This window comes from Lentzea sp. NPDC051838 (assembly GCF_040681245.1).
Taxonomy (GTDB): Bacteria; Actinomycetota; Actinomycetes; order Mycobacteriales; family Pseudonocardiaceae; genus Lentzea.
The window spans coordinates 63383-88644 of sequence record NZ_JBFAYI010000025.1 but is presented as its reverse complement, the minus strand read 5'-3'; the positions used below and the strand labels follow the sequence as shown (position 1 = coordinate 88644).

Sequence of the window (25262 nt, the reverse complement as noted above, 5' to 3'; positions counted from 1 at the left end):
TGCCCCAGCAAAGCACCTGTCGATCTCGGTGCGCGACTCGAACCGCCGAGACGGTCCGGCAGGCGGATCAGTCGACGACGGCCAGCGCGTCGATCTCCACCAACAACCCGGCAGGCAGTCCCACGTAGACAGTCGTGCGCGCCGGCGCCGGCTCCGTCACGAACTCGCCGTACACCTCGTTCAGCTCGGCGAAGTGCGCGGTGTCGGTGAGGTAGACGCGGATCATCACCACGTCGTCGATGGACGCGCCACCGGCGGCGAGCACCGCGTGCAGGTTCGCGAACGTCTGCCGCGTCTGCTCGGCGACGGTCGTGCCGACGATCTCGCCGGTCTTCGGGTCGAACGCGACCTGGCCGGCCACCTGCAGGATGTTGCCCTTGCGCACACCCTGCGAGAACTTCGCCACCGGCTGCGGCGCGTCGGTGGTCTTGATCTCAACCTGAGAGTGGTGATGCCGTTGTCCAAGGTTGAGATCAAGACCGCCGACGCGCCCTCCGAGGTCGTCAACTCGCTCCACTTTGGACACGTTCACAGCGCGCGGTGACTTCATCAAGGGGAACGACGACACAACTTCGCAGTTCGCGAATGAGAGCAGAGGCCACCACACGACGAATGCCAGGATCGTCGTACGACAGATTCACCGCCTCCACAGCTCGCGGCGCGAACAAGCCTTCTCGGTACCGCACTCCCCGTACGCCCGCGATCGGGAACTCGCGAACGCGGACAACGACAGCGCCACGCCGCAACGCCGGGCACAGTTTCGATGACGTGGAAACGCAAGGACCGCAGATAGGCGGTTCGACAGACGCCATGCCTTCGGGCCAGCGCGGCCAGTCGCCGCGATAGTCCCGGAGCAGCCACAGAACCCCGTCATCCGACCGGTCCGCCGGTCCCCCACAAACCTGACAGAGCAACAGACTCATCGCCCGCCGTTGCCGCAGCGGGTGAACCCTGCCGAACTCAGGTCGCCCCACGCCCTCACGCATCGCAGCCCGAACCCACAGGACACCGTTGGCATCTCGGTCACCCAGAAGCTCATCGGCGTGGCCAATGCCGCCGGACCGCTCCACCAGCTTGGACGGCAGATCCTGTTCCGCACTCCAGGCGGTGACATAGGGAACTGCAGGCTTGGCTTGCGACAACCGGATCACCCCGACCTTCCCGATCTGGGCCGATGAGGCAGCAGTGGCGTAGTGCGCGCGCTCCTGGACAGGTCGGACGGGAGGCACACGCACTTTGCTACCCCACCAGCCTGAACAACGTATCATTTGTACAGTCCAAACTGCTGTGCTCGAACGGGTGACGTGTGCATCTCGATACATGACCGAACGCAGATAGGGTGATCGCATGGCGATTGGCAGTACGAGGGGCAAGCGCAGGCTGGGCCGGTACGTCCGCTCGATCACTGAACGGGAAGGCCTGACTCAGACTGATGTCGCAAAGCGGGTCGACCCCTCTCGCCAAACCGTCATGCGGCTCATGTCCGGAGACAGCCTGCCCAAGTGGGCGAGTGTGCTGGAGATCTTGTTCGCGGTCGGTGCCAGCCGCGACGAGATCCTCAAAGCTCAGGAGCTGCACGCGATCGCCGACGTTGACACCAACAAGATCCCGTTCGCGCCGTATCTCTCCGCCGACTACCTACGTTTCAGGATGGACGAAGCCGAGGCGTCGGAAGAGCTGACGCTGAACCAGATCCTGATTCCGGGCATGCTGCAGGTCTCCGCGTATGCCGAGGCCAGCGCACTCAAGTCAGCCCCTCGACTCACGAGACCCGATTGGGCTGAACACGCTGCTGCGGAACGCGCCAGCAGGCAGTCGTTGCTGCAACGTGAGTCTGATCCGCTGGTGCTTCACGCGTTGATCGACGAAGCCGCGCTCCGCAAGCTCGTGGGTGGCCCTTCAGTCATGACCGAGCAGCTCAGCCACCTCATCGAGGCATCCAGCTGGCCGAACGTGACGATCCAGGTGATCACCGACGACCTGGGCAGCTACCACGGCGCTCATGCAGGTCCGCTGACGCTGCTCCGCTTTCCCGAGTCCGATGAGCCAGACTGCGCCTATCTCGACGGCATTCTAGGCATGACGATCTTTGAAGAGGACTCGCAAACCACAGACGTGCTGTCCGCCGTGTGGCGCGACGTGGCAGCCGACACGCTGAGTCCAGATGACTCGGTCGCGTTCATCTCGAAGATATTGGACAGGGTAAGGGGAAGATGACCGATCTCTCGTGGCGAAAAAGCACACGGTCAGCTCCTGAGCAATCGTGCGTAGAAGTCGCCTTCTCGCCCCGCCGGGCGCACATCAGAGACTCCAAGAGTCCTGATACCGACATGCTGATCGTCCCCACCGACGCGCTCACCGCGTTTCTCGACAGCATCAAAGCAGCTGGCTGACGGAGGTCAGGCGTGGCGGGCAGCGATCTGGCTCGCCACACTTGGCAACACAAGGGGGCAACGTGTGGCGACGCTGGGAGAGGTAGCCGCTTCGATCCGACGAGCGGTGGACAAGTCCGAGCAGGCCCGCCACGCACTCGTCCTGGCCGCGGAACTGCTCGACGACGCGATCCAGATCTTTGCCACGGCGGTGGCCGGTTCGCAGGACGAAGACGCCGACCACGTGCTGAGTTTCCTGGCACAGGCAAGAACCGGCATGGATGAGATCCGCCGGACTCTGACGGTGGCGGAAACCAGAGCACAGGATTATCTGAGCAGCATCGACGCCAACAGCCGCGAGGCCGGCCTTTCAGCATCGCCGCAGACGCGTGTCGAACAGTTGCGCGCCGAACTACCCCCTCCAGTTGTGCGAGGCAGCGGCCAGAAGACGCACGGACGTTGGACCGCATCGGATGGGCCGTCCCAGGCGATGATCAGCGGACGGGATGATCTGTCAGCCAAAGTCAACGAAGCGTTGAAGAAGCAGGGCTGCCCTCAGCTGCCAGCGCGCGCCGCTGACGACGTTGAACTGAAGCTGGCTGCACTCATGCGGGAGAAAGGCGCTACTGACCCGCGAATGCGACACCTCACGCTGGTCATCAACAATCGCCCTTGCAAGGGCGACCTCAGTTGCGACGAGCTGTTGGCTGTCATACTGCCGGAAGGGTATTCACTGACGGTGTACGCCCCGAACTACCGCAAGAAGTTCACCGGAGGAGCAATACCGTGGTGGCGTTGAGAGCGTGGTACGACCCGGACGACGATGACGAGCCGATCATCGTCGCGGGCACCGACGACGCGGACGCGTTGCTGGAGCGGCTGGCCACCGATCGCGCCGCGATGCGAGTGCCCCCGCTGATGCAGCTTTCCCGGCGCGACCCTGACGGATGGGCCGTGCTCCACGTCGGCATCAACACCGATCGCGGTGTCCTCACCCATACCGCCTCAACCGGATCGTTCGTGACGGCGAACGTCTCCACAATCGGAGGCCCACCTCTGACCTATGACTACATGGGTCACTTGCGCGAGTTGCCGGCCAATTCCGAGATCCCACTGGCTGACCTGCGGAAGGCAGTCCACGACTTCGTCCTCAGCAACGGTGAGCGACCTGAAAGCGTTGGCTGGCAACCCGAAGAGTGATCAGGCCGGGCGCTGCGAACAGCGCCCGGCCCGTCTCATGAGCCTGCTCAGTCGACGACGGCCAGCGCGTCGATCTCCACCAGCAACCCGGCCGGGAGTCCCACGTAGACGGTCGTGCGAGCCGGCGCCGGCTCGGTCACGAACTCGCCGTACACCTCGTTCAGCTCGGCGAAGTGCGCGGTGTCGGTGAGGTAGACGCGGATCATCACCACGTCGTCGATGGACGCGCCACCGGCGGCGAGCACCGCGTGCAGGTTCGCGAACGTCTGCCGCGTCTGCTCGGCGACGGTCGTGCCGACGATCTCGCCGGTCTTCGGGTCGAACGCGACCTGGCCGGCCACCTGCAGGATGTTGCCCTTGCGCACACCCTGCGAGAACTTCGCCACCGGCTGCGGCGCGTCGGCGGTCTTGATCTCAACCTTGGACAACGGAGTTTCCCCTTATCTTGGAACGTAACCGCACTCGATGGACGCGGCTTCTGCGGTGGCGAGCAGGTCTGGGAGGTGCGAGAGCAGCCCGTCGAAGTCGAGCAGCACCTTGGGCACCGACATCGACACGGCGGCGAGCACCTCACCCCTCGCACCCTTGATCGGGGCGCCGATGCAGTGGATGAAGTCCTCGTGCTCGGCGTTGTCCACGGCGTACCCGTTGGCGCGCACCCGTTCGAGTTCGGCCATGTACGCGGTCGGGCCGATGATGGTGTTCGCGGTGAGCCGCGGGAACTCCATCGTCGCCAGCACCTTCTGCAACGCCGGCGCGGGAAGGTCGGCCAGCAGGATCTTCGCCACGGCCGTGCAGTGCAACGGCGCCCGGCGGCCGATGCGCGAGTACATCCGCATCTGGTGCCGTGACTCGTACTTGTCGATGTAGATCACCTCACCGTCCTCGTAGGACGCGAGGTGGACCGTGTGGCCCAGACGGGCGTTCAGGTCGCGCAACGCGGGTTCGGCGGCGCGCCGGACGTCGCGTTCCTCCAGGGCCCGGTTGGCGAGGTCGAACAACGCCGTGCCGAGGCGGTAGTGGTGGACGCCGTCGCGCTGCACGAACCGGTGCGACTCCAGGGTGCGCAACAACCTCAGCGTCGTCGACTTGTGCACGCCGATCACGCCGGACAGCTCGTCCAGCGTCTTCGGGCCCGTCGCGAGCTGGCTCACCAGCGTGAGCGCGCGGTCGAGGCTCTGGCTCATTACACCTCCAGGCGGGCGGACGCCCAGGTCTGCGGGTCGGCGTGCAGCAGCGGATCTGTCACGTCGTCCGGCAAAGGATCTCCGACGTCCTCGGCGGTGAGCAAAGCGGAGGCCGCCTGCAGGTGCCCGGCACGCAGCCGGACCGACGGCGTCTGTCCCGCCAAGGTAGCCGCGAGGAACCCGGCCGCGAACGCGTCACCCGCGCCGACCGGCTCCACGACCTCGACTTTCAGCGCCGGTTCGAAGTGCGACGAACCGCCTTCCAGCAGCGTCGCACCGTCCGCGGCCTGCTTCACGACCAGCGAGGACGGACCGGGCAGCAGCTTGCGCAGCCTCGCCGGATCGCCCGTCCCCCACACCAGTTCTGCCTCGTCGGAACCCGCGAGCACGATGTCGGCCATGTCCGCGAGCTCCCGCAGCACGCGCGGGTCGCGGTCCACCCACAGCGCCGGCCGCCAGTTCAGGTCGAACGAGATCTTGAACCCGTGCCTCGGCCTGCGCAGCAGCTCACGCATCATCGCGAGGCACGAATCGGACAACGCGGGCGTGATTCCGCTGAGGTGCACCAGCTTCACCTCGCCCAGACCCAGCCGGTCGATCATCTCCAGGCCCATGCCGGACGCCGCCGAGCCGCGCCGGTAGTAGCGCACCGGGCTGCCGCCGGGCGAGGCCTCCTTGACGTAGAGGCCGGTCGGGCGGGTCGGGTCGATCCGCACCCGCGAGACGTCCACGCCGTGACCGCCGACCGCGTCGAGCACAGCCAGCCCGAACGAGTCGTCGCCGACCGCGCTGACCCACGACGACCGGACGCCGAGGCGCGCCAGGTGGATGGCGAGGTTGGACTCGGCGCCACCGACGGCCCGGTGCCAGGTGCGCACCAGATGCACGGGACCGGGTTCAGCCGGAACCATCATCACCATGGTCTCGCCGAGACACACGACACCGCCGACGTGTTCGAACCGCATGCGTGCTCCAGAGGTGTTCGTTGACGGCGGCGCTACCGAATGCTACACACTCCAGCATCACATCGCGCAATGGGAGTTGCAAAATATGCAACATCTGATGGAGATGGACCTCTCGGCCGTCGAGGAGATTCGTTCCGAACGAGTCAGCTGGCGGTTCAAGGGCCTGCCGTCGAGCACGTTCGGTTCGACCATCGGCGAGGTCGCCGACCGGCGGCTGGACCTCTTCGCCGACGAGTTCGTCGGGCCGCTCGTCGTGCTGGACGCGGACGCGTTGACGCACAACCTGACGACGATGGCCAAGTGGTGTGACAACCACGGCGTCATGCTGGCGCCGCACGGGAAGACAACGATGGCGCCGCAGCTCTTCCAGCGGCAGATCGAGCACGGCGTCTGGGGGATCACCGCCGCCAACGCCTCGCAGCTGCGGGTCTACCGGGCGTTCGGGGTGTCCCGCATCCTGCTCGCGAACCAGCTGCTCGACCCGGCCGCACTGCGGTGGCTGGTCGCCGAGCTGGACCACGACCCGCGGTTCGAGTTCAGCTGCTGGGCCGACTCCGAGGCCGGGGTCGCGCTGATGAGCGAGACGGTGCAGGAGCTGCAGCCGTCCCGGCCGGTCGACGTGCTGGTCGAGCTCGGCGCTCCCGGTGGGCGAACGGGTGCGCGCGACCTGGAGACGGCGCTGGCCGTGGCGCGGGCAGTGGACCAGAGCCCCGTGCTGCGACTGGCCGGCGTCTCCGGTTACGAAGGCGCGCTGGCGCACGACGCTTCCGAGTCCTCGCAGTCCATTGTGGACCGGTACCTGGCCGACCTGCGGACGTTGGTGCTGCGCATGGCCGACGCGGGGATGCTCGACGAGCTGGACTCGGTGATCGTCACCGCTGGTGGCAGCGCGTACTTCGACCAGGTGGCGGCGACGTTGACGCAGCCGTGGCCGATTCCGGTGAACCCGGTGCTGCGCAGTGGCGCGTACATCACGCACGACGACGGCTTCTACCGCGGTATCTCGCCGTTCTCGCGCATCGACGGGGTGGAGCCGTTCCGTTCGGCACTGCGCGCGTGGGCCCAGGTGACGTCACGGCCGCAGCGCGACCTGGCGTTGCTGACGATCGGCAAGCGCGACGCGTCGTTCGACGAGGGTCTGCCGGAACCGCAGCTGGTGCGCCGCCGCGACGGTGCCGTGGCGCCGCTGACCCAGGCTCGGGTCTCGGCGATGAACGACCAGCACTCGTTCCTGCAGCTCGGCGCCGAGGCCACGGTCAGGGTCGGCGACTGGGTCGGGCTCGGGCTTTCCCACCCCTGCACGGTGTTCGACAAGTGGCAGCTCATCCCGGTCGTCGAAGGCACGACCGTGGTCGACCTCATCCGCACCTACTTCTGATCGGAGAGCACCGATGGACGACGTCGTCCTGCGCGGACCACTGATCGCCGACGGCACGGGCACACCCGCGTACCGCGCGGATGTGTCCATCAAGGACGGTGTGATCGCATCGATCGGCGAAGGGTTGAGCGGAACCCGGTCGATCGACGCGGACGGGCTGGTGCTCGCACCGGGGTTCATCGACATGCACTCGCACTCGGACCTGCGCATCCTCGCCGAACCGGACCACCTGGCGAAGGTCTCACAGGGCGTCACGACCGAGGTGCTCGGCCAGGACGGCCTGTCGTACGCGCCGGTCAACGACGAGGTGCTGGAGACTCTGCGCGGTCAGCTCGCCGGGTGGAACGACGACCCGCCGGGCTTCGACTGGAACTGGCGCTCGGTCGGCCAGTACCTCGACCGGCTGGACCAGGGCATCGCGGTCAACGCTGCTTACCTGGTGCCGCAGGGAACTCTGCGGATGCTGGTGGTCGGCTGGGACGACCGGGCGGCGACCGACACCGAGATCGCCGTCATGAAGGACCAGCTGGCGCAGGCACTCGTGCAAGGCGCGTTCGGCATGTCGTCCGGACTGACCTACACGCCCGGCATGTACGCGGACACGTCCGAACTGGTGCAGCTGTGCGAGGTCGTCGGCAGCTTCGGCGGCTTCTACAGCCCGCACCACCGCAGCTACGGCGCGGGCGCTCTGGAGGCGTACGCGGAGATGGTGGACGTGTCGAAGAGATCCGGCTGTCCGCTGCACCTCGCGCACGCCACGATGAACTTCCCCGTCAACAAGGGTCGCGCGCCCGAACTGCTGGCGTTGCTGGACAGCGCTATCTCCGAGGGTGCCGACGTCTCTCTGGACACCTACCCCTACCTGCCTGGGGCAACGTATTTGAGTGCGCTCCTGCCGTCGTGGGCGACGGAAGGCGGGCCGGACAGGGCGCTGGCAAGGTTGTCCGATGTGGACACCCGCGAACGCATCCGCGAGGAGATCGAGGAGATCGGCTCGGACGGGTGCCACGGCGTGCCGGTCGACTGGGACTCCATCGAGATCAACGGCGTCCGCAACGACCGCAACGCGCACCTGGTCGGCGCGAGCGTCCTCCAGTCCGCGGCACGGCTCGGGCGCAACCCCGCCGACCTGTACTTCGACACGCTGGTCGACGAACGCCTGGGCACCTCCTGCCTCATGCACGTGGGCCACGAGGAGAACGTGCAGGCGATCATGAAGCATCCGGCGCACACGGGCGGCAGCGACGGCCTGCTCGTCGGCGACCGGCCGCACCCGCGCGCGTGGGGCACGTTCCCCCGCTACTTCGCGCGCTATGTCCGTGAACTGGGCGTGCTGAGCCTGGAGGAGTGCGTCGAGCACCTCACCGGCCGCGCTGCCAAGCGTTTGCGGCTCACCGACCGGGGTCTGGTCCGCGAGGGCTACGCGGCCGACCTGGTGCTGTTCGACGCCTCGAAGATCGCCGACACGGCGACGTTCGACCAGCCTCGGCAGCAGGCCGCCGGCATCCCGTACGTGTTCTGCAACGGGGTGACGGTGATCGACGACGGAACCGCCACCGGCGCATTGCCAGGCCATTCACTCAGGAGCCGCCCGTGATCAACTGGTTGCAACATTCAACAGGAGGGCTGCTCACCCTCGCGGTAGTCAGCATCGCGGTGCTCCTGCTGCTCATCATCAAGTTCAAGGTCGAGCCGTTCATCGCCTTGATCGTCGTGGCACTGGGCGTGGCGCTGGCCGCGGGCGTGCCGACGGAGACGCTGGTCGGGTCGGCGCAGAAGGCCTCGGACTCGTTGCTGGAGAAGGGCTTCGGCGGCATCCTCGGCCACATCACCGCGATCATCGGGCTCGGCACGTTGCTGGGCGCGATTCTCGAGGCGTCCGGCGGCGCGCAGGTGCTGATGGACAAGCTGATGCAGGCGTTCGGCGAGAAGCGCGCGCCGGTCGCGATCGGTCTCGCCGGTCTGATCTTCGGTGTGCCGGTCTTCTTCGACATCGGCATCTTCGTGCTGGCACCGCTCGTCTACGTGGCGGCGAAGAGGTCCGGCAAGTCGATCGTGCTGTTCAGCATGCCTTTGCTGGCAGGCCTTTCGGTGATGCACGCGTTCATGCCACCTCACCCCGGACCGGTGGCGGCGGCCGGTCTGCTGAAGGTGTCGCTCGGCTGGATCATCATCATGGGTCTCGCGGTGGCGATCCCGTCGTGGTTCGTCGGCGGCGTCCTGTACTCGTACTGGATCGGCAAGCGCCTCAACGTGCCGGTGCCGGAGGAGATGCTGGTCGCGGCCGAGCAGGCGAAGTCGGAGAACGGCTCGAAGGGCGCTCCGCCGCTCGGGCTGGTGCTCTCGATCATCGGCCTGCCACTCGTGTTGATCCTCGCGGGCACGTTCGGCTCGATCCTGCTGACGAAGGGATCGCGGCTGTACTCGGTCGCCACGTTCTTCGGCACGCCCGCGGTGGCGCTGACGATCGCGGTGCTGCTCGCGTTCTGGCTGCTGGGTTTCCGGCGCGGCATGACGCGGGACAAGGTCGCGGAGATGGCCGGCGCCTCACTGCGGCCGGTCGCGATGATCCTGCTGGTGGTCGGTGCCGGCGGGTTCTTCGGCGCCGTGCTGGCCGCGACGGGCATCGGCAAGACGCTGGCGGGCGAACTTTCGGATCTCGGCCTGCCGGTGATCGCGCTGTCCTACGTGATCAGCTGTGTCATCAGGATCGCACAGGGTTCCGCGACGGTCGCGATCGTGACGACCGCGGGCATCGTGGCACCGGTGCTGGCGGACCTGAACTACTCGCAGCCGCAGCTCGCGCTGGTGGTCATGGCCATCGCGTCCGGTTCGATCATCGCCTCGCACGTCAACGACGGCGGGTTCTGGATCGTTTCGCGCTACTTCGGCCTCTCGGTGAAGGAAACACTGCAGTCCTGGACGGTGCTGGAAACCATCCTGTCGGTCGTCGGCTTCGTGGTCGCGGCACTGCTCAGCCTGGTTGTCTAATCAGACATAACTCAACAAGTTCAAACGCTTGACATCGCGAGCCTCGCGTCTCAGGATCGGCGCAATGTTCATTTGTGTTTGATGTGGACGGGGCCCGCATGAACAACACGGAGGTCGTGCACCTGCACGACCACACCTCCAGCGTGGTGATCGACGTCCGGGGCACCGGACTGCCGGTCGTGACCCACTGGGGGCGAACGCTCGGGGACGTCGACCAGGCAGCACTGCGCAGCCTGGTCGGCGTCGTCGCGTTCTCGAACCCGCACAACTCACCGGACGTCCCGGTCGCGCTCACCCTGCTGCCCGACGCGGGTGCCGGGCACTCCGGCCGCCCCGGCCTGCGCGGTCATCGAGGCGGTGAACACTTCGCGCCTTCGCTGACCGTGACGTCGTTCTCGGTCGACGAGGGTTCGATCTTCCGCTACACGGCTGTCGACGAGGCCGCTTCGCTGACCGTCACCGGCACCGTCGAACTGCTCGAGTCCGGCATGCTGCGGCTCCGCCACTCCGTGCGCAACGACGGCACGACGCCGTACGCGTTGGAGGGCCTGGAGACCGCTCTCCCGATCCCGTCCTCCGCCTCCGAGCTCCTCGACTTCACCGGGCGTTGGAGCCGCGAGCGGTCGCCTCAGCGGCAAGCGCTTTCCTACGGTTCGTGGGTGCGGGAGAACCGCCGTGGCCGCACCGGTCACGACGCCACCATCGGGCTCCTGGCGGGCACCCCTGGCTTCTCGTTCCGCGCGGGCGAGGTGTGGGCGCTGCACGTCGCGTGGAGCGGCAACCACGTCACGTACGCGGAGAACCTCACCGACTCGTCGCCCGTTCTGGGTGGCGGCGAGCTGTTGCTGCCGGGCGAGATCACGTTGGGTTCTGGGGAGTCCTACGAGTCGCCGTACGTGTATGCGGCTTACTCCTCCGAGGGCATCGACGGCATCAGCGCGGCTTTCCACCGCCAGCTCCGCGAACGCTCGCTGCGCCCCCGGCCGGTCGTGCTCAACACGTGGGAAGCGGTGTACTTCGACCACGACCTGGCGCGGCTGACGTCGCTGGCCGACACCGCCGCCGCCGTGGGCGTCGAGCGGTTCGTGCTGGACGACGGCTGGTTCCGGCACCGCCGCGACGACAGCGCCGGCCTGGGTGACTGGTACATCGACGAGACGGTGTGGCCGGACGGCCTGACGCCGTTGATCAAGCACGTCCGCGCGCTGGGCATGGAGTTCGGTCTCTGGTTCGAGCCGGAGATGATCAACACCGACTCGGATCTCTACCGCGCTCACCCGGACTGGGTGCTCGGGCCGCGTCCCGGGGTGCTGCCGCCGTCGTGGCGCAACCAGCAGGTGCTCAACATCGCCCACCCCGAGGCGTACGCGTACATCCTGGACCGCGTGTCGTCCGTCTTGGCGGAAAACGACATCGCGTTCGTGAAGTGGGACCACAACCGCGACCTGATCGGCTCGCGCGTCCACGCGCAGACCGAAGCCTTCTACCGGCTGCTGGACGAACTGCGGCTGCGGCACCCGCACGTGGAGATCGAGAGCTGCTCGTCGGGTGGCGCTCGCATCGACCTCGGCGTGCTGTCCCGCACCGACCGCGTGTGGACGTCGGACTGCAACGACGCGTTGGAACGTCAGCTGATCCAGCGCTGGACCGGCGTGTTCCTGCCGCCGGAGCTGATGGGCGCGCACGTGGGTCCGACGAAGTCCCACACCACCGGACGCGTGCACGACCTCTCGTTCCGCGTGGCCACGGCGCTGTTCGGTCACTTCGGCATCGAGTGGGACATCAACTCGGCGACCGACGAGGAACGGGCCGGGCTGCAGTCCGCGATCGAGTACTACAAGGACATCCGGGCGTTGGTGCACACCGGCACGGTCGTCCGCTCCGACCACCCGGACCCGGCCGCGTGGGTGCACGGAATCGTCGCGGCGGACCAGTCCGAGGCGCTGTTCTGCTACGCCCAGATCGCCACGTCGGTGCAGAGCAAGCCGCGCCGGGTGCGCCTGCCCGGCCTCGACCCGTCCCGCACCTACACGCTGTCGTTCGAGGCTCCTGCCGGACTTCCGAAGATCATCCAGCGTCAGGTGGACAGCTGGGACTCGGTGACACTGCCCGGTTCCGCGCTGTCGTCGGTCGGGATCCAGCTGCCGGTGCTGGAACCGGAACAGGCTCTGTTGCTGCGCCTGCGCTAGACAAGTGGAAGCCCCGGCGGACCCGAATCCGCCGGGGCCTCTCCCCTCTTACTGGCCGGCGCGACTTCCGTCGGCCTTGGTAGCCCACCACTTCCCGCCAACGCCCTGTCCGTTGGCATCACCGCAGACCTTGTCACCTGAGAAGAGGTACTGCGGCTGTCCGGCGATGGTGAGCTGTTTCTTCCCGTCCCGCTCGATCGTCCCCACGAGTGAGGAATCCACGCCCTGCACCTGGAATCCCTCGCTGACGTAAGCGGGAGGCCATTGCGTCGCGCACTCGCCGAAGCAGTTGCTCGTCGGCGGGTTCGCGGAGTCGTCGTCGAACCGGTAGAGGGTCATCCCGTCCTTGTCGGTGGCGACGACGCCAAGATCCTTCACGGTCGCGCTGGTCAACGCGATCGCCTTGTTCTGCTGTGCTTTCTTGCCGTCGGTGGCCGTGGCGAACCACTGCGGCACCGTCACACCCTTGGCCTCACCGGGCTTGGTGTCGTTCTTGAACGTGTACTGCGGCCACTTCGACACGGTGAGCTGCTTCTTGCCGTCCTTGCGCGTGATCGTCCCCAGCAGCTTCGGGTCGACGCCCTTCACCCGCGGCTCGCCGTCGACCGTGACCGGGGGCCAGCTTTCCGCGCACTTTCCGTCGCAAGTGGACTCGTTCGGCTTGTCACCGTCGAACCGGTAGAGCGTGAGGCCGGCGTCGTTCGTGAGCACCGCGCCGAGACCCGCGATCACGCCGGTGCGTGCGGCCAGCGTGGTGCGTTCGCCCGCCTTGCCGGAGACGAACCACTTGCCCTGCAAGCCCTGCCCCTTGGTCTGACCGGGCTTCTCGTCCTTGGCGAACCGGTACTGCGGCATGCCGCCGACGGTCAGCTGCCTGCTGCCGTCCTTGCGCACGATCGACCCGACGATCCCCTTGTCCAGTCCTTCGACGGTGAAGTTCTCGTCCGCGACCGTGGCGGGAGGCCAGGTCGCGGCGCACTCACCGTCGCAAGTGGACTGGTTCGGCTTGTCGTCGTCGAAACGGTAGAGCGTGAAACCCTTGACATCGGTGACCACCGGCCCCAGGTCGTCGATCTCCGCCACCTTCAGCGCCACAACGCTTTCCTGCTGTTGCGCGACCGGCTTGCTCTCCGGCGTGGTCGCACACGCGGCGAGCGAGATCAAACCCAGTACGACGACCGCAACGCCCTTGCGGATCATCTCGAACCTCCTGGCTAGTGCCCTCCAACGCACACCACACGTAGAGGCCGCCAGGTCGGTTCAAACTTTTTTCTAGAACATCGCGCGCTTCAACGCGGGCACCGCGCTCGCGGTCCTCAGCACGGTCTTGAAGATGGTCCGCGCGACCGGGCCACCGTCGGCGAACTGCTTCGCGGCTTTCAGCGAGTCGCGGACCGCGGCGAACCCGTAGTCGTACATCTCGCGCTCGTACCTGGCGATCGAGTCGCCGCCCTCTTTGATGCACTTCGTGAGCAGCTGGGCGTCCCTGAGCGCGATGTTCGCGCCGATGCCGCGCATCGGCGTCATCGCGTGGATCGCGTCGCCGAGCAACGTGACGTTGGTGGGCTGCCAGCGTTCGATCGGCCTGGACGACCGAACGCGCCACTCGCTGATCGTTTCCGCGGGTGAGTTCTCGACGATCCGGTTGAGCACCGGGCTCCACCTGGCAATCCGGGCGAGCACCTCCCGTTGCAGGTCCATGCCGTCGTGCACGCGCAGATCCGCCGCCGCGTACGCCCACATCAGGTACGGCCGCACGTTGTCGAACAGCAGGTCGTCGTTGTCGGTCACGCCGAGACCGTCGTGGGTGACCAGGAACATGCCCGCCCGGCTGGTCGGGATGATCGAGTTGGCCCGTTCGACGAGGTCCGACGGCACCCAGTCGTGCTCGTCCAGGAGCAGCTTGCCCGCGATCGCCGTGACGCCGACGTCCTCGGTGCCCGCGTGCGGCAGGTACTGCTGACGCACCCGCGACCGGATCCCGTCCGCGCCGACCAGCACGTCGCACTCCGCGGTCGTGCCGTCTTCGAAGTGCAGCTTGATGTTCTCGCCCTGCTCGTAGCGCTCGAACCTCTTGCCGAACTGGACGTCCAGGCCGTCCAGCAGCACCTGCCGGAGCGTGATCCGGCTCGCCGAGTAGTGCCGTTCGTCGTCCGGGTCGAGCACGAGCAGCGGCTTGAGCTGTTCCGACATGAAGCCAAATCCGTTGCCACCACTGCCGGCACTGCGCTCGAATCGTTGCCAGTTCGCCGCGGGCAGGCACTCCTTGAGCGCCGCCGCGCCGTGGGGGTTGATGTGCACCCGATAGCCCTGCAGGCGGTCCGTGCGCGAGAAATCTCGCTCGTACACCGCCACGTCCACGCCGGCCTTGCGCAACCCGTGCGCCAGGCACAGCCCGCCGATTCCTCCGCCAACCACTGCGATTCTCATGCCTCCGAGTTTCAACCGCACGGTTGATTAAGTCAACCCGTTGGATGAAAACCGTCCGTCGGCTACCGTGTCGAGGTGGATCAACGCCGCTCTCCGACCGCTTCCGAACGCAAGCGCGACCCGGAACGCACGCGGGCCCTGCTGTTGGAGGCGGCCGCGGCGGAGTTCGGGGCGAAGGGTTATGCGGCGACGCGCACGACGGACATCGCGGCGCGCGCGGGCGTGAACAAGCAGCTGATCTCGTACTACTTCGGCGGCAAAGAGGGCCTGTACAAGGAGCTCGCGACGAGCTGGCACAGCTCGGCGGCCGAGATGGCGCACGAGGACCAGCCGTTGGACGTCGTGCTGTCGAGCTTCGTGGCGACCACGCTCACCGACCACGGGCGCCTGTGGGCGTGGTCGAACCTGGCCGGGGACAGCCCGCCCACCGACGAGGCGTTCCTGCGTGGCCAGGTCGACCAGATGCGCGAGCGGCAGGCCAAGGGCGAGCTGCCCGCGGACCTCGACCCCGGTCTCCTGCTGCTCGCGTTGATGGCCGCGGCCGCCGCGCCGTTGACCCTGCGGCAGACCGCGAGCCAGATCACCGGCGAGGATCCCGCGACGCCGGAGTTCGCCGAGAAGTACGCGGCACAGCTGGCCTTGCTGGTGCGTCACCTGTCCGGCCGTTCCTGACTTCTTTTGCGCCCGAACTCGTTACCCTGCGGGTGATGGACCGGTTCAGGCTCAAGGCGTCCACGGCGGGAGCGGGGCTGACGCCGTCGGTCGACGCCGCGATCGACAAGACCCGCAGGAAGCTGGTGCGCCGCGCACGCTGGCCGGTGATCGTCCTGCTCGTCGTCGGACTGGTCGCGGGCGGGATCTGGGGCGCCGCCCAGTGGCTCACACCGGCCTACAAGACGACGTTCCTGATCGACGCGGCCTCCGGTGACCTGGCGAGCGTGACCGACGCGTTGACCACCGTCGTCGGCAACTCCGGCTCGCGGGATTCCCAGTCACTGCGCAGTTTCGGCGGCGAGTGCGGCAGCGACGACAACACGACGCAACTCGTCGGGTTCGGCACCGGCAACCGGCAGGAGATCGCGTCCGCTGCCCGATCGGTGCGGCAGGGCGCCAAAGCCACGTTGCAGCGCGGAATCGTCGAGGCGGTCAACGACTTCGACTCCCGCTTCTCGCTGAAAGCCAAGCAGGTCAACAGGATCATCGTGGTCACCCGCCACGGCGAGGACGCGTGCGACTCGGACACCGGGTTCGTGCAGCGGCAGATCCGGGACCGGGTGGCGGCCGCCGGGCTGACGATCGAGTTCCGGTTCATCGGCTACCAGGTCCCCGAACGCGCGCCGCTGAAAGAACTGACCACGCAGCTGGGGACGCAGGAGCCGGCGTTCGCGGACTCGCCGGACGAGCTTCGGCGCACGCTCGACTGGTTCACCACCGTCGAACCGGTGCTGCGGTCGGCGCAGTCCGTCGTGAACGTGCTGAACCCGACCGTCGACAAGCTCAACGCCGCGACCGAGGCGATGAAGAGCGGCCGTTTCGACCTCGCCGACAGCGCGCTCGCCGAGGCTCGTCAGGCGGTCGTCGACATCGAGATCAAGGACCTCGACGGTCGCACCGCCTCCGCTGAAGCCGTAGGGGTGCGGGACCGGGCGGTCAGGCTGCGATCGCTGCAGTCGGAGGTGATCGGAGCAGCGGACGCGTTGGCGCGGGAAGCTCGTTCGGGACGGAACCTGACGGAGCCGCTCGCCGTCTACACCAAGGCCGCCGAGTCCTACAACGACGAGGCGGCGCGGATGACGGCAGAACTGACGAGGCTGCGCGGGCTGGGCCCTGGGGGAACGCGATGAAACGCTGGTTGCTGGTGGCAGGCGCGGTGTTCGTGGTGCTGGGGCTCGTGGCCGGTGGCCTGTGGGTGTTCCTGCCGCCCGATCACCGCACGACGTTCCTCGTCGACGCCTCCTCGTCCGCCGACTTCGGCGAGGTGGCCGACGCCGTGTCCGCCGCCGCCTCGAACACGTCCGCCGACGAGTCGCTGGCACTGCGCCGGTTCGGCGGTGAGTGCTCCGGCGCGAACACCTCCGAGCTGGTCTCCCCCGGCACCGGGCAGGCCGCCCGGATCGGCGAGGCTGCCCGGTCGATCACCCCGAGCGGCAAGGCGACGCTGCTCAGCGGCGTTGTCGCGGCGATCGACGACTTCGCGCGGGGGTACCCGTTCCGCGGCTCCAAGACGAACCACGTGGTGGTGATCGCGCGTGGTGACGTCGACGCGTGCGGCAACGACACCGACATGGTCCGCGCTCTCATCCGCGACCACACCGCACGGGCCGGTGTGAAGATCGACTTCCGGTTCGTCGGCCACCGGTTGTCGCCCGAGCAGGCCAAGGCGCTCAAGGAGATCGCCGCCGCGGCCGACGCGCAGCAACCGCGCCTCACCAAAACCTCCGACGAGCTCGTCACCACGATGAAGGAGGTCTCCGTCCCGACCGACCTGGTGGCGAAGGAGATCAAGACCTCGCCGTGCGACACGGTGTCTCCTGAGTCGCTCGCGACCGTGTACCTGCCGGAGCCCGGCCTCAAGTACTTCGACATCCAGTGTCGGCAGGACCGCTACACGCTCGGGATCCTGAACGGACCTACCCGCGAAGCACAGGACATGCCCGTTGTCTTCGAGTTCAAGAACAACGCGTGGGTGAAGGTGCTGGCGCAGACGGACATGCCCTGCGGCGACGTGCCGAAGGAAGTCTGGAAGGCGTGGAACTACCCCTGCCTCAAGGAGCCTGCCGTCTGCCGTGACACCTCGAACAGCAAGATCATCGATGTGAGCGGGGACCTCGGCTGCCCGGCGGCGCTCGACATCGCGGACCGCTACAAGGCGGCAATCGACGGTGGGCAGGCACAGGGCCAGGGTCTGTTCTGGGAGTCGGGCGACTGGTCCTGCTCGTGGCCGTACGAGGACGGTTACGCGCACTACCAGGTGCCGACGAAATGCGTGCGGAAGAGCGACAAGCTCGTCGTGCAGATGGGCGACTACCAGCGCTAGGACTCGCTGGCGGCTTTGTCGGCGAGGACCTGCTTCAGTCCTTTGAGGCCGCCGCGCATCATCATGTCGTGGTTGCCGCGGAAGAACGGCTTGGCGATCAGCACGAGCCGTCGCAGCAACGCCTTGTTGACCACGACCTCCTGGTCGAACACGAGGTCGGTCCCCCCGTCGCGCCCGATGATCTCCCAGCCGGCGAAGCCTTCGAGATCACCGCTCAACTGCGCGCGCAACAGCCCGGCCTGCTGGTTCGCGATGCTGTGCCGCACCTGCACGACGAGGTCGAACGGCAGGAACGCCCGGCACCTCAGCACGCCGGACTCGTCGTCGATCTTCTCCGCCGACCGCACCTCCGGCCACCACTTCGGGTAGTTCGCGATGTCGGACAGCACGTCGTACACGGCTGCCGGAGACGCGCAGACGTGCCACGTGCTGCGGAACCGGTAGCGGTTGAGTGACACGGGCGACATCATCCCGGATAGCTCGTTCAGGTGACAGGTCCTCGACAAAAGTCACAGCGGACCGGGAATTCCTCACGGCGTGTCATGCCGCTTTGGCCGCCTGAGCGTCTCATTAGGCCGATCGAGCGGCGCCGTCTCGGCGCTGCCCCAACCTCGCTTCCCCACGAGCGACGGCCACGCTGCGGGCAGCCGAGACAGACGCGAACCCGACGCGACCGACCCGGGACGTCACGTCCCGCGGTCAAGTCACCGCGCACCCGCCACCGCGGGCAGCCGAGCACGGCGTCCTTCGACCCCGCGCACCGCCGCCCGCGAGCAGCCCGTCACCCCGCCGCGGACACCTCTTCGTTCTCCAGCACCTGCAGCAGGAACTGACCCGTGTAGCTCTTCTCGACCTCGGCGACCTGCTCCGGCGTGCCCTCGGCGACCACCATGCCGCCGCCCGAGCCACCCTCCGGACCCATGTCGACGATCCAGTCCGAGGTCTTGATGACGTCGAGGTTGTGCTCGATGACGATGACCGTGTTCCCCTTGTCCACCAGGCCGTTGATCACGCCCAGCAGCTTGCGGATGTCCTCGAAGTGCAGGCCCGTGGTGGGCTCGTCGAGGATGTACACGGTCTTGCCGGTCGAACGCTTCTGCAGCTCCGACGCGAGCTTCACGCGCTGAGCCTCGCCACCGGACAGCGTCGGCGCCGGCTGGCCCAGCCGCACGTAGCCCAGGCCGACCTCGACCAGCGTCTTCAGGTGGCGGTGGATGGCGTTGATCGGTTCGAAGAACGTCGCCGCTTCCTCGATCGGCATGTCGAGGATCTCGGAGATCGTCTTGCCCTTGTAGTGCACTTCCAGCGTTTCGCGGTTGTACCGCGCGCCCTTGCACACCTCGCAAGGCACATAGACGTCCGGGAGGAAGTTCATCTCGATCTTGATCGTGCCGTCGCCCGCGCACGCCTCGCAGCGGCCGCCCTTGACGTTGAACGAGAAGCGACCCGGTTGGTAGCCGCGGACCTTCGCCTCGGTCGTCGCCGCGAACAGCTTGCGGACGTGGTCGAACACGCCGGTGTAGGTGGCCGGGTTCGACCGCGGGGTGCGGCCGATCGGCGACTGGTCGACCCGCACCAGCTTGTCGACCTCGTTCAGGCCGTTGATGCGGGTGTGCCGGCCGGGCACCTGGCGAGCGCCGTTGAGCTTGTTCGCGAGCACGGTCGCGAGGATGTCGTTGACCAGCGTCGACTTGCCGGAGCCGGACACACCCGTGACGGAGGTGAGCGTGCCGAGCGGGAACGACACGTCGATGCCGCGCAGGTTGTGCTCGCGGGCGCCGACGACGGTGAGCTGGCGCTTCTTGTCGACCTTGCGGCGCTTCGCCGGCATCGGGATCGACTTGCGACCCGACAGGTAGGCGCCGGTGACCGACTCCTTGTTCGTCAGCAGCTTCTTGTACGGGCCGCTGTGCACGACCTTGCCGCCGTGCTCGCCGGCGCCGGGGCCGATGTCGACGACCCAGTCAGACGTGCGGATCGTGTCCTCGTCGTGCTCGACGACGATCAGCGTGTTGCCGAGGTCGCGCAGCCTCGTCAACGTCTCGATCAGCCGGTGGTTGTCGCGCTGGTGCAGGCCGATCGACGGCTCGTCCAGCACGTACAGCACGCCCACCAGGCCACTGCCGATCTGCGTGGCGAGCCTGATGCGCTGCGCCTCACCACCGGACAGCGTGCCGGACGCGCGGTCGAGCGACAGGTAGTCGAGGCCGACGTCGAGCAGGAAGTGCAGGCGGGCCTGGATCTCCTTGAGCACCGCGCCCGCGATCATCGACTCGCGCTTGCCGAGCTTCAGCCCGTCGAGGAAGTCCGAGCACTCCGCGACGCTCATCGCGCAGACCTCGGCGATGGACTTGTCGCCCTTCTTGCCGTGGTGCAGCGTGACCGCGAGGATCTCGGGCTTCAGCCGCGTGCCGGCACACGCGGGGCACGGGACCTCGCGCATGTAGCCCTCGTACTTCTCCCGCATGTACTCGGACTCGGTCTGCTCCTGACGCCGTTCGAGGAACGGGATCACGCCCTCGTAGTTGGCGTAGTAGGAGCGCTCGCGGCCGTAGCGGTTCTTGTACCGGACGTGCACCTGCTCGTCGATGCCGTGCAGGATCGCCTTCTGCGCCTTGGCGGGCAGCAGCCGCCACTGCTGGTCCATGCGGAAGCCGATGGTCTCGCCGAGCGACTGCAGCAGGCGCGTGAAGTACTCCGCGGTCTGCCCACCGGCCCACGGCGCGATGGCGCCCTCTTCGAGCGTCATCTCGTCGTCCGGCACCACGAGCTCCGGGTCGACCTCCTTGCGCACGCCGATACCGGTGCAGACGGTGCACGCGCCGTACGGCGAGTTGAAGGAGAACGACCGCGGCTCCAGGTCCTCGATCGCGAGCGGGTGGCCGTTCGGACACGCCAGGTTCTCGGAGAAACCCCTGATCCGCTTCGGATCCGTCTCCGCGACGTCGACGAACTCGAGCTCCACCAGGCCGTCCGCGAGCCGCAGCGCCGTCTCCACCGAGTCGGTGAGGCGCTGCTTGGACGAGGCCTTGACGGACAGCCGGTCGATGACGACCGCGATGTGGTGCTTCTCCTGCTTCTTGAGCTTCGGCACCTCGCCCAGCGCGTACACGACGCCGTCGACCTTCGCGCGGGAGTAGCCCTGCGACTGGAGGTTCTGGAACAGGTCGAGGTACTCGCCCTTGCGCCCGCGGATGACCGGCGCGAGCACCTGGAACTTGGTGCCCTGCTCCATCGCGAGCACCTGGTCGACGATCTCCTGCGGCGTCTGCTTGCCGATCGCCTCACCGCACTGAGGGCAGTGCGGCTTGCCGGCGCGCGCGTAGAGCAGGCGCAGGTAGTCGTAGACCTCGGTGATGGTGCCGACGGTCGACCGCGGGTTGCGGCTGGTCGACTTCTGGTCGATCGACACGGCGGGCGACAGGCCCTCGATGAAGTCGACGTCGGGTTTGTCCATCTGACCGAGGAACTGGCGCGCGTACGCCGAGAGCGACTCGACGTAGCGGCGCTGCCCCTCGGCGAAGATCGTGTCGAACGCGAGGCTCGACTTGCCGGAGCCGGACAGCCCCGTGAAGACGATGAGGCTGTCCCGCGGCAGGTCCAGATCCACGCTGCGCAGGTTGTGCTCGCGGGCGCCGCGAACGACAAGACGGTCTGCCACTGGGGTCCCTTCGGCTGCGGACGGCGGGTCACTCACGCCACACTCTTCCGAACAAGCGTTCGAAGCGTACTAGCATCGTTTTGGAGGCTGCGACCGACCCGCGGACCATGCTAGGGGCGACCCCTGACAAAAACGGATCCGACCACGGTTGCATTCCCCTGAGCTGCATTTACTCATAGGCTGGTCACTTCGATCAGAAGCCTCAACGTCGGGGAGAGGCAGCACATGACCTACACGCCGTCCACGCAGCACACCTCCGTACCCGCACCGCGCGGAGTGCCCGACCGGCACATCAACGCGGTGCGTCAGGCGACGGAAGTGCTGTACGAGGTCGTCGAGGAGCTGGACCAGGCCGCGATGCGCGGTCAGAGCCTGCTGCCCGGCTGGACCCGCGGACACGTCATCACCCACCTCGCGCGCAACGCGGACGCGCTGGTGAACCTGCTCACCTGGGCGCGCACCGGGGTCGAGCACGAGGCCTACGCGTCGCGAGCCGATCGCGACGCCGACATCGAGGAGGGCTCGCGCCGCATCCTCCAGGTGATCAAGGCCGACCTGGACTCCGCGTGCGTCCGTTTCGAGAACGCGTGCCGGGAGATGCCGGCGCACTCGTGGCGTTCGGAGGTCACGGCACCCAAGGGCGCCACGATCACGGCGTCCAAGGTGCCGTTGTTCCGGCTGCGCGAGGTGTGGATCCACCTCATCGACCTGAACGCCGGTGTCGGCTTCGAGGACCTGCCCGCGGACTTCGTGGAGGAGTTCCTCGACGACGCCGTGAAGCAGTTCGAGGGCCGCGTCGACCCGTTCAGCATCGAGGTCGCGTTGCCTGACGGCACTCAGCGCATCTGGACGGTCAACGGCCCGGCGAGCCGCAGCTCGGTGAGCGGGTCCGCGAGCGCCGTCCTCGGCTGGCTGACCGGCAGGACCGGTGGCGAGGGCCTGCGCGGTGAGCTGCCGGAGCTGCCCGACTGGATCTGAGTCAGCAGCCGGTACGCGGGCCGCTCGACGAACTTCGTCAGCAGCCAGCCCAGCAGCACCGCCGAGGTGACGAACCCGCCCAGCAGTGCCCAGGACCGCAGCCCAACGGCGTGCATGCGGTCCATCACCACGGTGCCGATCGCCTGGTGCACCAGGTAGATGCCGTAGGAGATACCGGCGAGCCACGTGATCGGCCGGCGGATCGGCTTGAAGAACACCCAGTCGGGTCCGCCGGCCGCCGCGCACACCAGGAGCAGGAAAACGCCGAAGCCGGCCGTGGCTCCGTATTCCTCCGTGTGAATCGCCTGCGCCACCAGGGTGGCGGCGAGCACCGCGACGAGATGCGGCGTGCCCAGGCGATGTTTCGACCACAGCCAGATGGCAATTCCTGCGGCGAAGAGCTGCGCGCGGTGGATCGACGTCGCGTTGTAGAACAGGTCGAGCGCCGGGGAGTAGGCGATCAGCTCGCGCAGCACCAACGGCGTCACGATGAGCACCCACGGAAACACCAGCAACGCCCGGCCGCGCACGTACCGCACCAGCACCGCGCCCGCGACGAACGCGCTGACCTGCACCGGGATCGTCCAGTACGCGAAGTCGACGATGTGCACGTCCGGGAACCACGGCCTGATCAGCAGCAGGTTGTAGACCAGGTCCCTGGCCTCGAGCTGGCTCCACCCGGCCGGCGCGACCCACCGCTGCACCGCGAACGACAGCAGCACGGCCACGAAGTAGACCGGCAGCAGCCGCGCGAGTCTTCTCCACAGGAACTGCCCCGGCTTGCCGTGGGCCAGGGTGGCGCAGGCGAAGAACGCCGACAGCACCATCAACGTGCTGGCACCCATGGACATGTCGAACGTGAACGGCATCGGCCGCAGGTACGGGTGGTCGACGAGGCTGGTGACCGTGCCGTGGTGGAACAACACGCACCCGATGGCCACGACGCGCAGCACGTCCCAACTGACCTTGCGGGCCGTTCGGGGCTTCTGTCGTTGCTCTGGAATCACGAGAGGCGGGGACCTGTTCGTTGGTGCTTTCGGAGTACTCAGGGCTCGAAGATCTTTCATTACTTACCCTATGAGTGAGACCTGTATGCAACCTGAAGGTGTGCGTCTCGCCGCATCGAGCGACTACCGTCTGCCACCGTGGACGTACTCGAGAACTACACCGGTCACGTCGATCCAGGCGGCCCAGCCAGCACCAGGACGCTCGACGCGCTGACCATCACGAAGATCTCCGTCGGACCGATGGACAACAACGCCTACCTGCTCGTTTGCCGGTCCACGAACGAGGCGTTGCTCATCGACGCGGCCAACGACTACGAGCGCCTGTCCGACCTGTTCGGCCACATCCCGAACCGCCCACGCCTGCGCACGATCGTGACAACGCACCAGCACGCCGATCACTGGCAGGCACTCGGAGCACTGGCCGGGGCCCACGGCGCGAACACCGTCGCGCACGAGCTGGACGCCGCCGTCCTCCCCGTCCCGCCGGACGTCCTCGTAGACCACGGCGACACCATCAACGTGGGCGAAGTCCCCTTGTCGATCATCCACCTGCGCGGCCACACACCGGGCTCGATCGCGGTCGTCTACGACGACCCGAACGGCCACCCGCACCTCTTCACCGGAGATTCACTCTTTCCGGGGGGTGTGGGAAAGACCACGTCGGCGGACAACTTCGCCTCGCTGATCAACGACGTGGAGGACCGCCTGTTCGCCGTCCTGCCCGACGACACCTGGTTCTACCCGGGTCACGGCGACGACTCGACCCTGGGCAAGGAGCGCCCCTCGCTCGCGGAGTGGCGCGCCCGCGGCTGGTGACGTTCTACGCGTCCAGCAGGTCGAGGTAGCCGGTGGTCGTGCGCCACAGGGCGTCCGAGTACGGGGTGAGCTTGCCGGGACTCCACCGTCGGTCGGTGTAGTCCTGGTTGGCCTTGTGGAGCGCTGCCAAGCTCACCTCGCGCTCGTCCTCGATCCGCTTCCTGAGCTCGTCCGGCGACGGCGCGGGCAGTCTGACCAGCTCCCCCGTGCCGTCGCTGACCGCCACCAGCGCTTCCTCGTTGATCCCGTCCAGCGCGCTCCAGATCAACGCGGGCCGCTCGATCCGGTGGTTCCAGACCGGCGCGTCCTTGGACCGCCACCGCGCGTCGAACGGGTTGCGCGACAACCGCGTCGAGTTGGCCCAGTGCTCGGCGCCGACCGGCTCGGTGCGCCACGGCACCTCGTCCACCGGCAGGTCCGTGACCAGCGCGACCTCGATGACGTCGAGGTCACGAGGCACGTCCAGCAGCTCGCCGAACACCCACAGCTCGACCACCTGGAAGCGGAAGAAGGTCGCCGGGAGCTCGCCGCACTTCTCGGCGAGCTCGGCCAGGTGGTGCACAGCGCGGGTCCATTTCACGGACGGATCATGCCTGAGGGCCGAAGAAGGACGCCTTGTGCGTCCAGACGAACCGGTCGAGCACCTCGTCCGCGGGGTGCGCCTCCTCCAGGTCGTACAGCTGCTCGTCGAGTTGGCCGAGAAACTCCTCGCTCGCCTCGCGCAGCTCGAACGCCTCGGTGACGAGTGCGTGCCACTCCGGACCGAGCAGTTGTGCGGCCTCGATCGCGATCAGATCCGCGTACTCGTTGTGGAAGTACGAGTCGAAGCCGTCGGCGTTGACTTCGGTCCGCAGCACGTTGATCGCCAGCACCAGCCTCTGCTCGCGGTTCATCCGCTCTTTCGCACGCGGGTCCTTGATGTCCTCGTCGGCGAGATGTTCGTACACCGCCCAGGCAACGCCATGCGACGTGGTTGGCTCAGGGATCCGCATGGCCCCGATGATGGCTCACCTGGGAGAACTCCGTGTCGCAGTTGGCCGAGGCGCTGGCC

Annotated in this window: 23 protein-coding genes and 1 pseudogene; 13 read left to right on the top strand and 11 right to left on the bottom strand. The window is 67.3% G+C overall.

What is annotated here, in order from left to right:
* Window positions 1-67: 67 nt before the first annotated feature.
* Window positions 68-433, bottom strand: a complete 366-nt coding sequence (locus AB0M24_RS36325) for a Rid family detoxifying hydrolase (RefSeq protein WP_363778037.1) — start codon at window positions 431-433, stop codon at window positions 68-70.
* Window positions 434-1347: 914 nt separating this feature from the next.
* On the opposite strand from AB0M24_RS36325, the gene AB0M24_RS36320 reads away from it, so the two are divergent.
* From AB0M24_RS36320 to AB0M24_RS36305, 4 genes are all read left to right on the top strand, one after another.
* Complete coding sequence (locus AB0M24_RS36320) at window positions 1348-2217, top strand: helix-turn-helix transcriptional regulator (RefSeq protein ID WP_363778005.1); 870 nt, start codon at window positions 1348-1350, stop codon at window positions 2215-2217.
* A complete protein-coding gene (locus tag AB0M24_RS36315; protein WP_363778004.1) occupies window positions 2214-2393 on the top strand; it encodes a DUF397 domain-containing protein in 180 nt (59 codons plus the stop codon). The genes AB0M24_RS36320 and AB0M24_RS36315 overlap by 4 nt, the downstream gene beginning before the upstream one ends.
* Window positions 2394-2499: 106 nt before the next feature.
* Window positions 2500-3171: a DddA-like double-stranded DNA deaminase toxin gene (locus AB0M24_RS36310; protein ID WP_363778003.1), complete on the top strand. Its 672-nt coding sequence runs from the start codon at window positions 2500-2502 to the stop codon at window positions 3169-3171.
* On the top strand, window positions 3159-3572 hold the full coding sequence (locus tag AB0M24_RS36305) for an Imm1 family immunity protein (protein ID WP_363778002.1): 414 nt from the start codon (window positions 3159-3161) through the stop codon (window positions 3570-3572). The genes AB0M24_RS36310 and AB0M24_RS36305 overlap by 13 nt, the downstream gene beginning before the upstream one ends.
* 47 nt (window positions 3573-3619) lie before the next feature.
* Here the strand turns inward: AB0M24_RS36305 and AB0M24_RS36300 are convergent, their stop codons facing one another.
* Genes AB0M24_RS36300 through AB0M24_RS36290 form a run of 3 tightly spaced genes read right to left on the bottom strand, consistent with a single transcriptional unit; the run spans window position 3620 to window position 5724 of the window.
* Complete coding sequence (locus tag AB0M24_RS36300; RefSeq protein ID WP_355570094.1) at window positions 3620-4000, bottom strand: Rid family detoxifying hydrolase; 381 nt, start codon at window positions 3998-4000, stop codon at window positions 3620-3622.
* 12 nt (window positions 4001-4012) lie between these two features.
* Window positions 4013-4759, bottom strand: coding sequence for an IclR family transcriptional regulator (locus tag AB0M24_RS36295; RefSeq protein WP_363778001.1), 747 nt, complete (start codon window positions 4757-4759; stop codon window positions 4013-4015).
* Window positions 4759-5724, bottom strand: a complete 966-nt coding sequence (locus tag AB0M24_RS36290) for a sugar kinase (RefSeq protein ID WP_363778000.1) — start codon at window positions 5722-5724, stop codon at window positions 4759-4761. Before AB0M24_RS36290 ends, AB0M24_RS36295 begins: the two co-directional genes overlap by 1 nt.
* 97 nt (window positions 5725-5821) lie before the next feature.
* Between AB0M24_RS36290 and AB0M24_RS36285 the strand changes: the two genes are divergently transcribed.
* The 4 genes from AB0M24_RS36285 to AB0M24_RS36270 all read left to right on the top strand — a co-directional run bounded on the left by AB0M24_RS36285 (window position 5822) and on the right by AB0M24_RS36270 (window position 12282).
* Window positions 5822-7102, top strand: coding sequence for an amino acid deaminase (locus AB0M24_RS36285; protein WP_363777999.1), 1281 nt, complete (start codon window positions 5822-5824; stop codon window positions 7100-7102).
* A 13-nt stretch (window positions 7103-7115) separates the two neighbouring features.
* Window positions 7116-8699, top strand: coding sequence for a D-aminoacylase (locus AB0M24_RS36280; RefSeq protein WP_363777998.1), 1584 nt, complete (start codon window positions 7116-7118; stop codon window positions 8697-8699).
* Window positions 8696-10093, top strand: a complete 1398-nt coding sequence (locus AB0M24_RS36275; protein ID WP_363777997.1) for a gluconate:H+ symporter — start codon at window positions 8696-8698, stop codon at window positions 10091-10093. Before AB0M24_RS36280 ends, AB0M24_RS36275 begins: the two co-directional genes overlap by 4 nt.
* Before the next feature lie 98 nt (window positions 10094-10191).
* Window positions 10192-12282 carry an alpha-galactosidase gene (locus tag AB0M24_RS36270; protein WP_363777996.1) on the top strand — a complete coding sequence of 697 codons (2091 nt, stop codon included), beginning with the start codon at window positions 10192-10194 and terminating at the stop codon, window positions 12280-12282.
* 48 nt (window positions 12283-12330) lie between these two features.
* On the opposite strand, the gene AB0M24_RS36265 is transcribed toward AB0M24_RS36270, so the two are convergent.
* Window positions 12331-13482 carry a hypothetical protein gene (locus tag AB0M24_RS36265; protein ID WP_363777995.1) on the bottom strand — a complete coding sequence of 384 codons (1152 nt, stop codon included), beginning with the start codon at window positions 13480-13482 and terminating at the stop codon, window positions 12331-12333.
* Between the two features lie 72 nt (window positions 13483-13554).
* Window positions 13555-14712 (bottom strand): NAD(P)/FAD-dependent oxidoreductase, encoded by a 1158-nt coding sequence (locus AB0M24_RS36260; RefSeq protein ID WP_363777994.1) that lies wholly within the window; start codon window positions 14710-14712, stop codon window positions 13555-13557.
* 75 nt (window positions 14713-14787) lie between these two features.
* Between AB0M24_RS36260 and AB0M24_RS36255 the strand changes: the two genes are divergently transcribed.
* From AB0M24_RS36255 to AB0M24_RS36245, 3 genes are read left to right on the top strand one after another with little or no spacing between them, the layout of a single operon-like run.
* Window positions 14788-15384: a TetR family transcriptional regulator gene (locus tag AB0M24_RS36255; RefSeq protein WP_363777993.1), complete on the top strand. Its 597-nt coding sequence runs from the start codon at window positions 14788-14790 to the stop codon at window positions 15382-15384.
* A 35-nt stretch (window positions 15385-15419) separates the two neighbouring features.
* Entirely contained in the window at window positions 15420-16556 is a 1137-nt protein-coding gene (locus AB0M24_RS36250) for a VWA domain-containing protein (protein ID WP_363777992.1), read from the top strand.
* Window positions 16553-17749 carry a hypothetical protein gene (locus AB0M24_RS36245; protein ID WP_363777991.1) on the top strand — a complete coding sequence of 399 codons (1197 nt, stop codon included), beginning with the start codon at window positions 16553-16555 and terminating at the stop codon, window positions 17747-17749. Before AB0M24_RS36250 ends, AB0M24_RS36245 begins: the two co-directional genes overlap by 4 nt.
* Here AB0M24_RS36245 and AB0M24_RS36240 read toward each other — a convergent pair.
* Complete coding sequence (locus tag AB0M24_RS36240) at window positions 17746-18207, bottom strand: SRPBCC family protein (protein WP_363777990.1); 462 nt, start codon at window positions 18205-18207, stop codon at window positions 17746-17748. The genes AB0M24_RS36245 and AB0M24_RS36240 overlap by 4 nt on opposite strands.
* A gap of 323 nt (window positions 18208-18530) precedes the next feature.
* Window positions 18531-21410 (bottom strand): excinuclease ABC subunit UvrA, encoded by a 2880-nt coding sequence (gene uvrA, locus AB0M24_RS36235; RefSeq protein WP_363777989.1) that lies wholly within the window; start codon window positions 21408-21410, stop codon window positions 18531-18533.
* Window positions 21411-21635: 225 nt separating this feature from the next.
* Here uvrA and AB0M24_RS36230 point away from each other — a divergent pair, with 225 nt between their 5' ends.
* Window positions 21636-22388 (top strand): maleylpyruvate isomerase family mycothiol-dependent enzyme, encoded by a 753-nt coding sequence (locus tag AB0M24_RS36230; protein WP_363777988.1) that lies wholly within the window; start codon window positions 21636-21638, stop codon window positions 22386-22388.
* A 47-nt stretch (window positions 22389-22435) separates the two neighbouring features.
* Here the strand turns inward: AB0M24_RS36230 and AB0M24_RS36225 are convergent.
* Window positions 22436-23455, bottom strand: a pseudogene (locus AB0M24_RS36225) (acyltransferase); the annotation flags it as partial.
* 78 nt (window positions 23456-23533) lie between these two features.
* Here AB0M24_RS36225 and AB0M24_RS36220 point away from each other — a divergent pair.
* Complete coding sequence (locus tag AB0M24_RS36220; protein WP_363777987.1) at window positions 23534-24211, top strand: MBL fold metallo-hydrolase; 678 nt, start codon at window positions 23534-23536, stop codon at window positions 24209-24211.
* Window positions 24212-24215: 4 nt separating this feature from the next.
* Here AB0M24_RS36220 and AB0M24_RS36215 read toward each other — a convergent pair whose 3' ends face one another.
* A complete protein-coding gene (locus AB0M24_RS36215; protein WP_363777986.1) occupies window positions 24216-24791 on the bottom strand; it encodes a hypothetical protein in 576 nt (191 codons plus the stop codon).
* 7 nt (window positions 24792-24798) lie between these two features.
* On the bottom strand, window positions 24799-25203 hold the full coding sequence (locus tag AB0M24_RS36210) for a DUF4375 domain-containing protein (RefSeq protein WP_363777985.1): 405 nt from the start codon (window positions 25201-25203) through the stop codon (window positions 24799-24801).
* Between the last annotated feature and the right edge of the window lie 59 nt (window positions 25204-25262).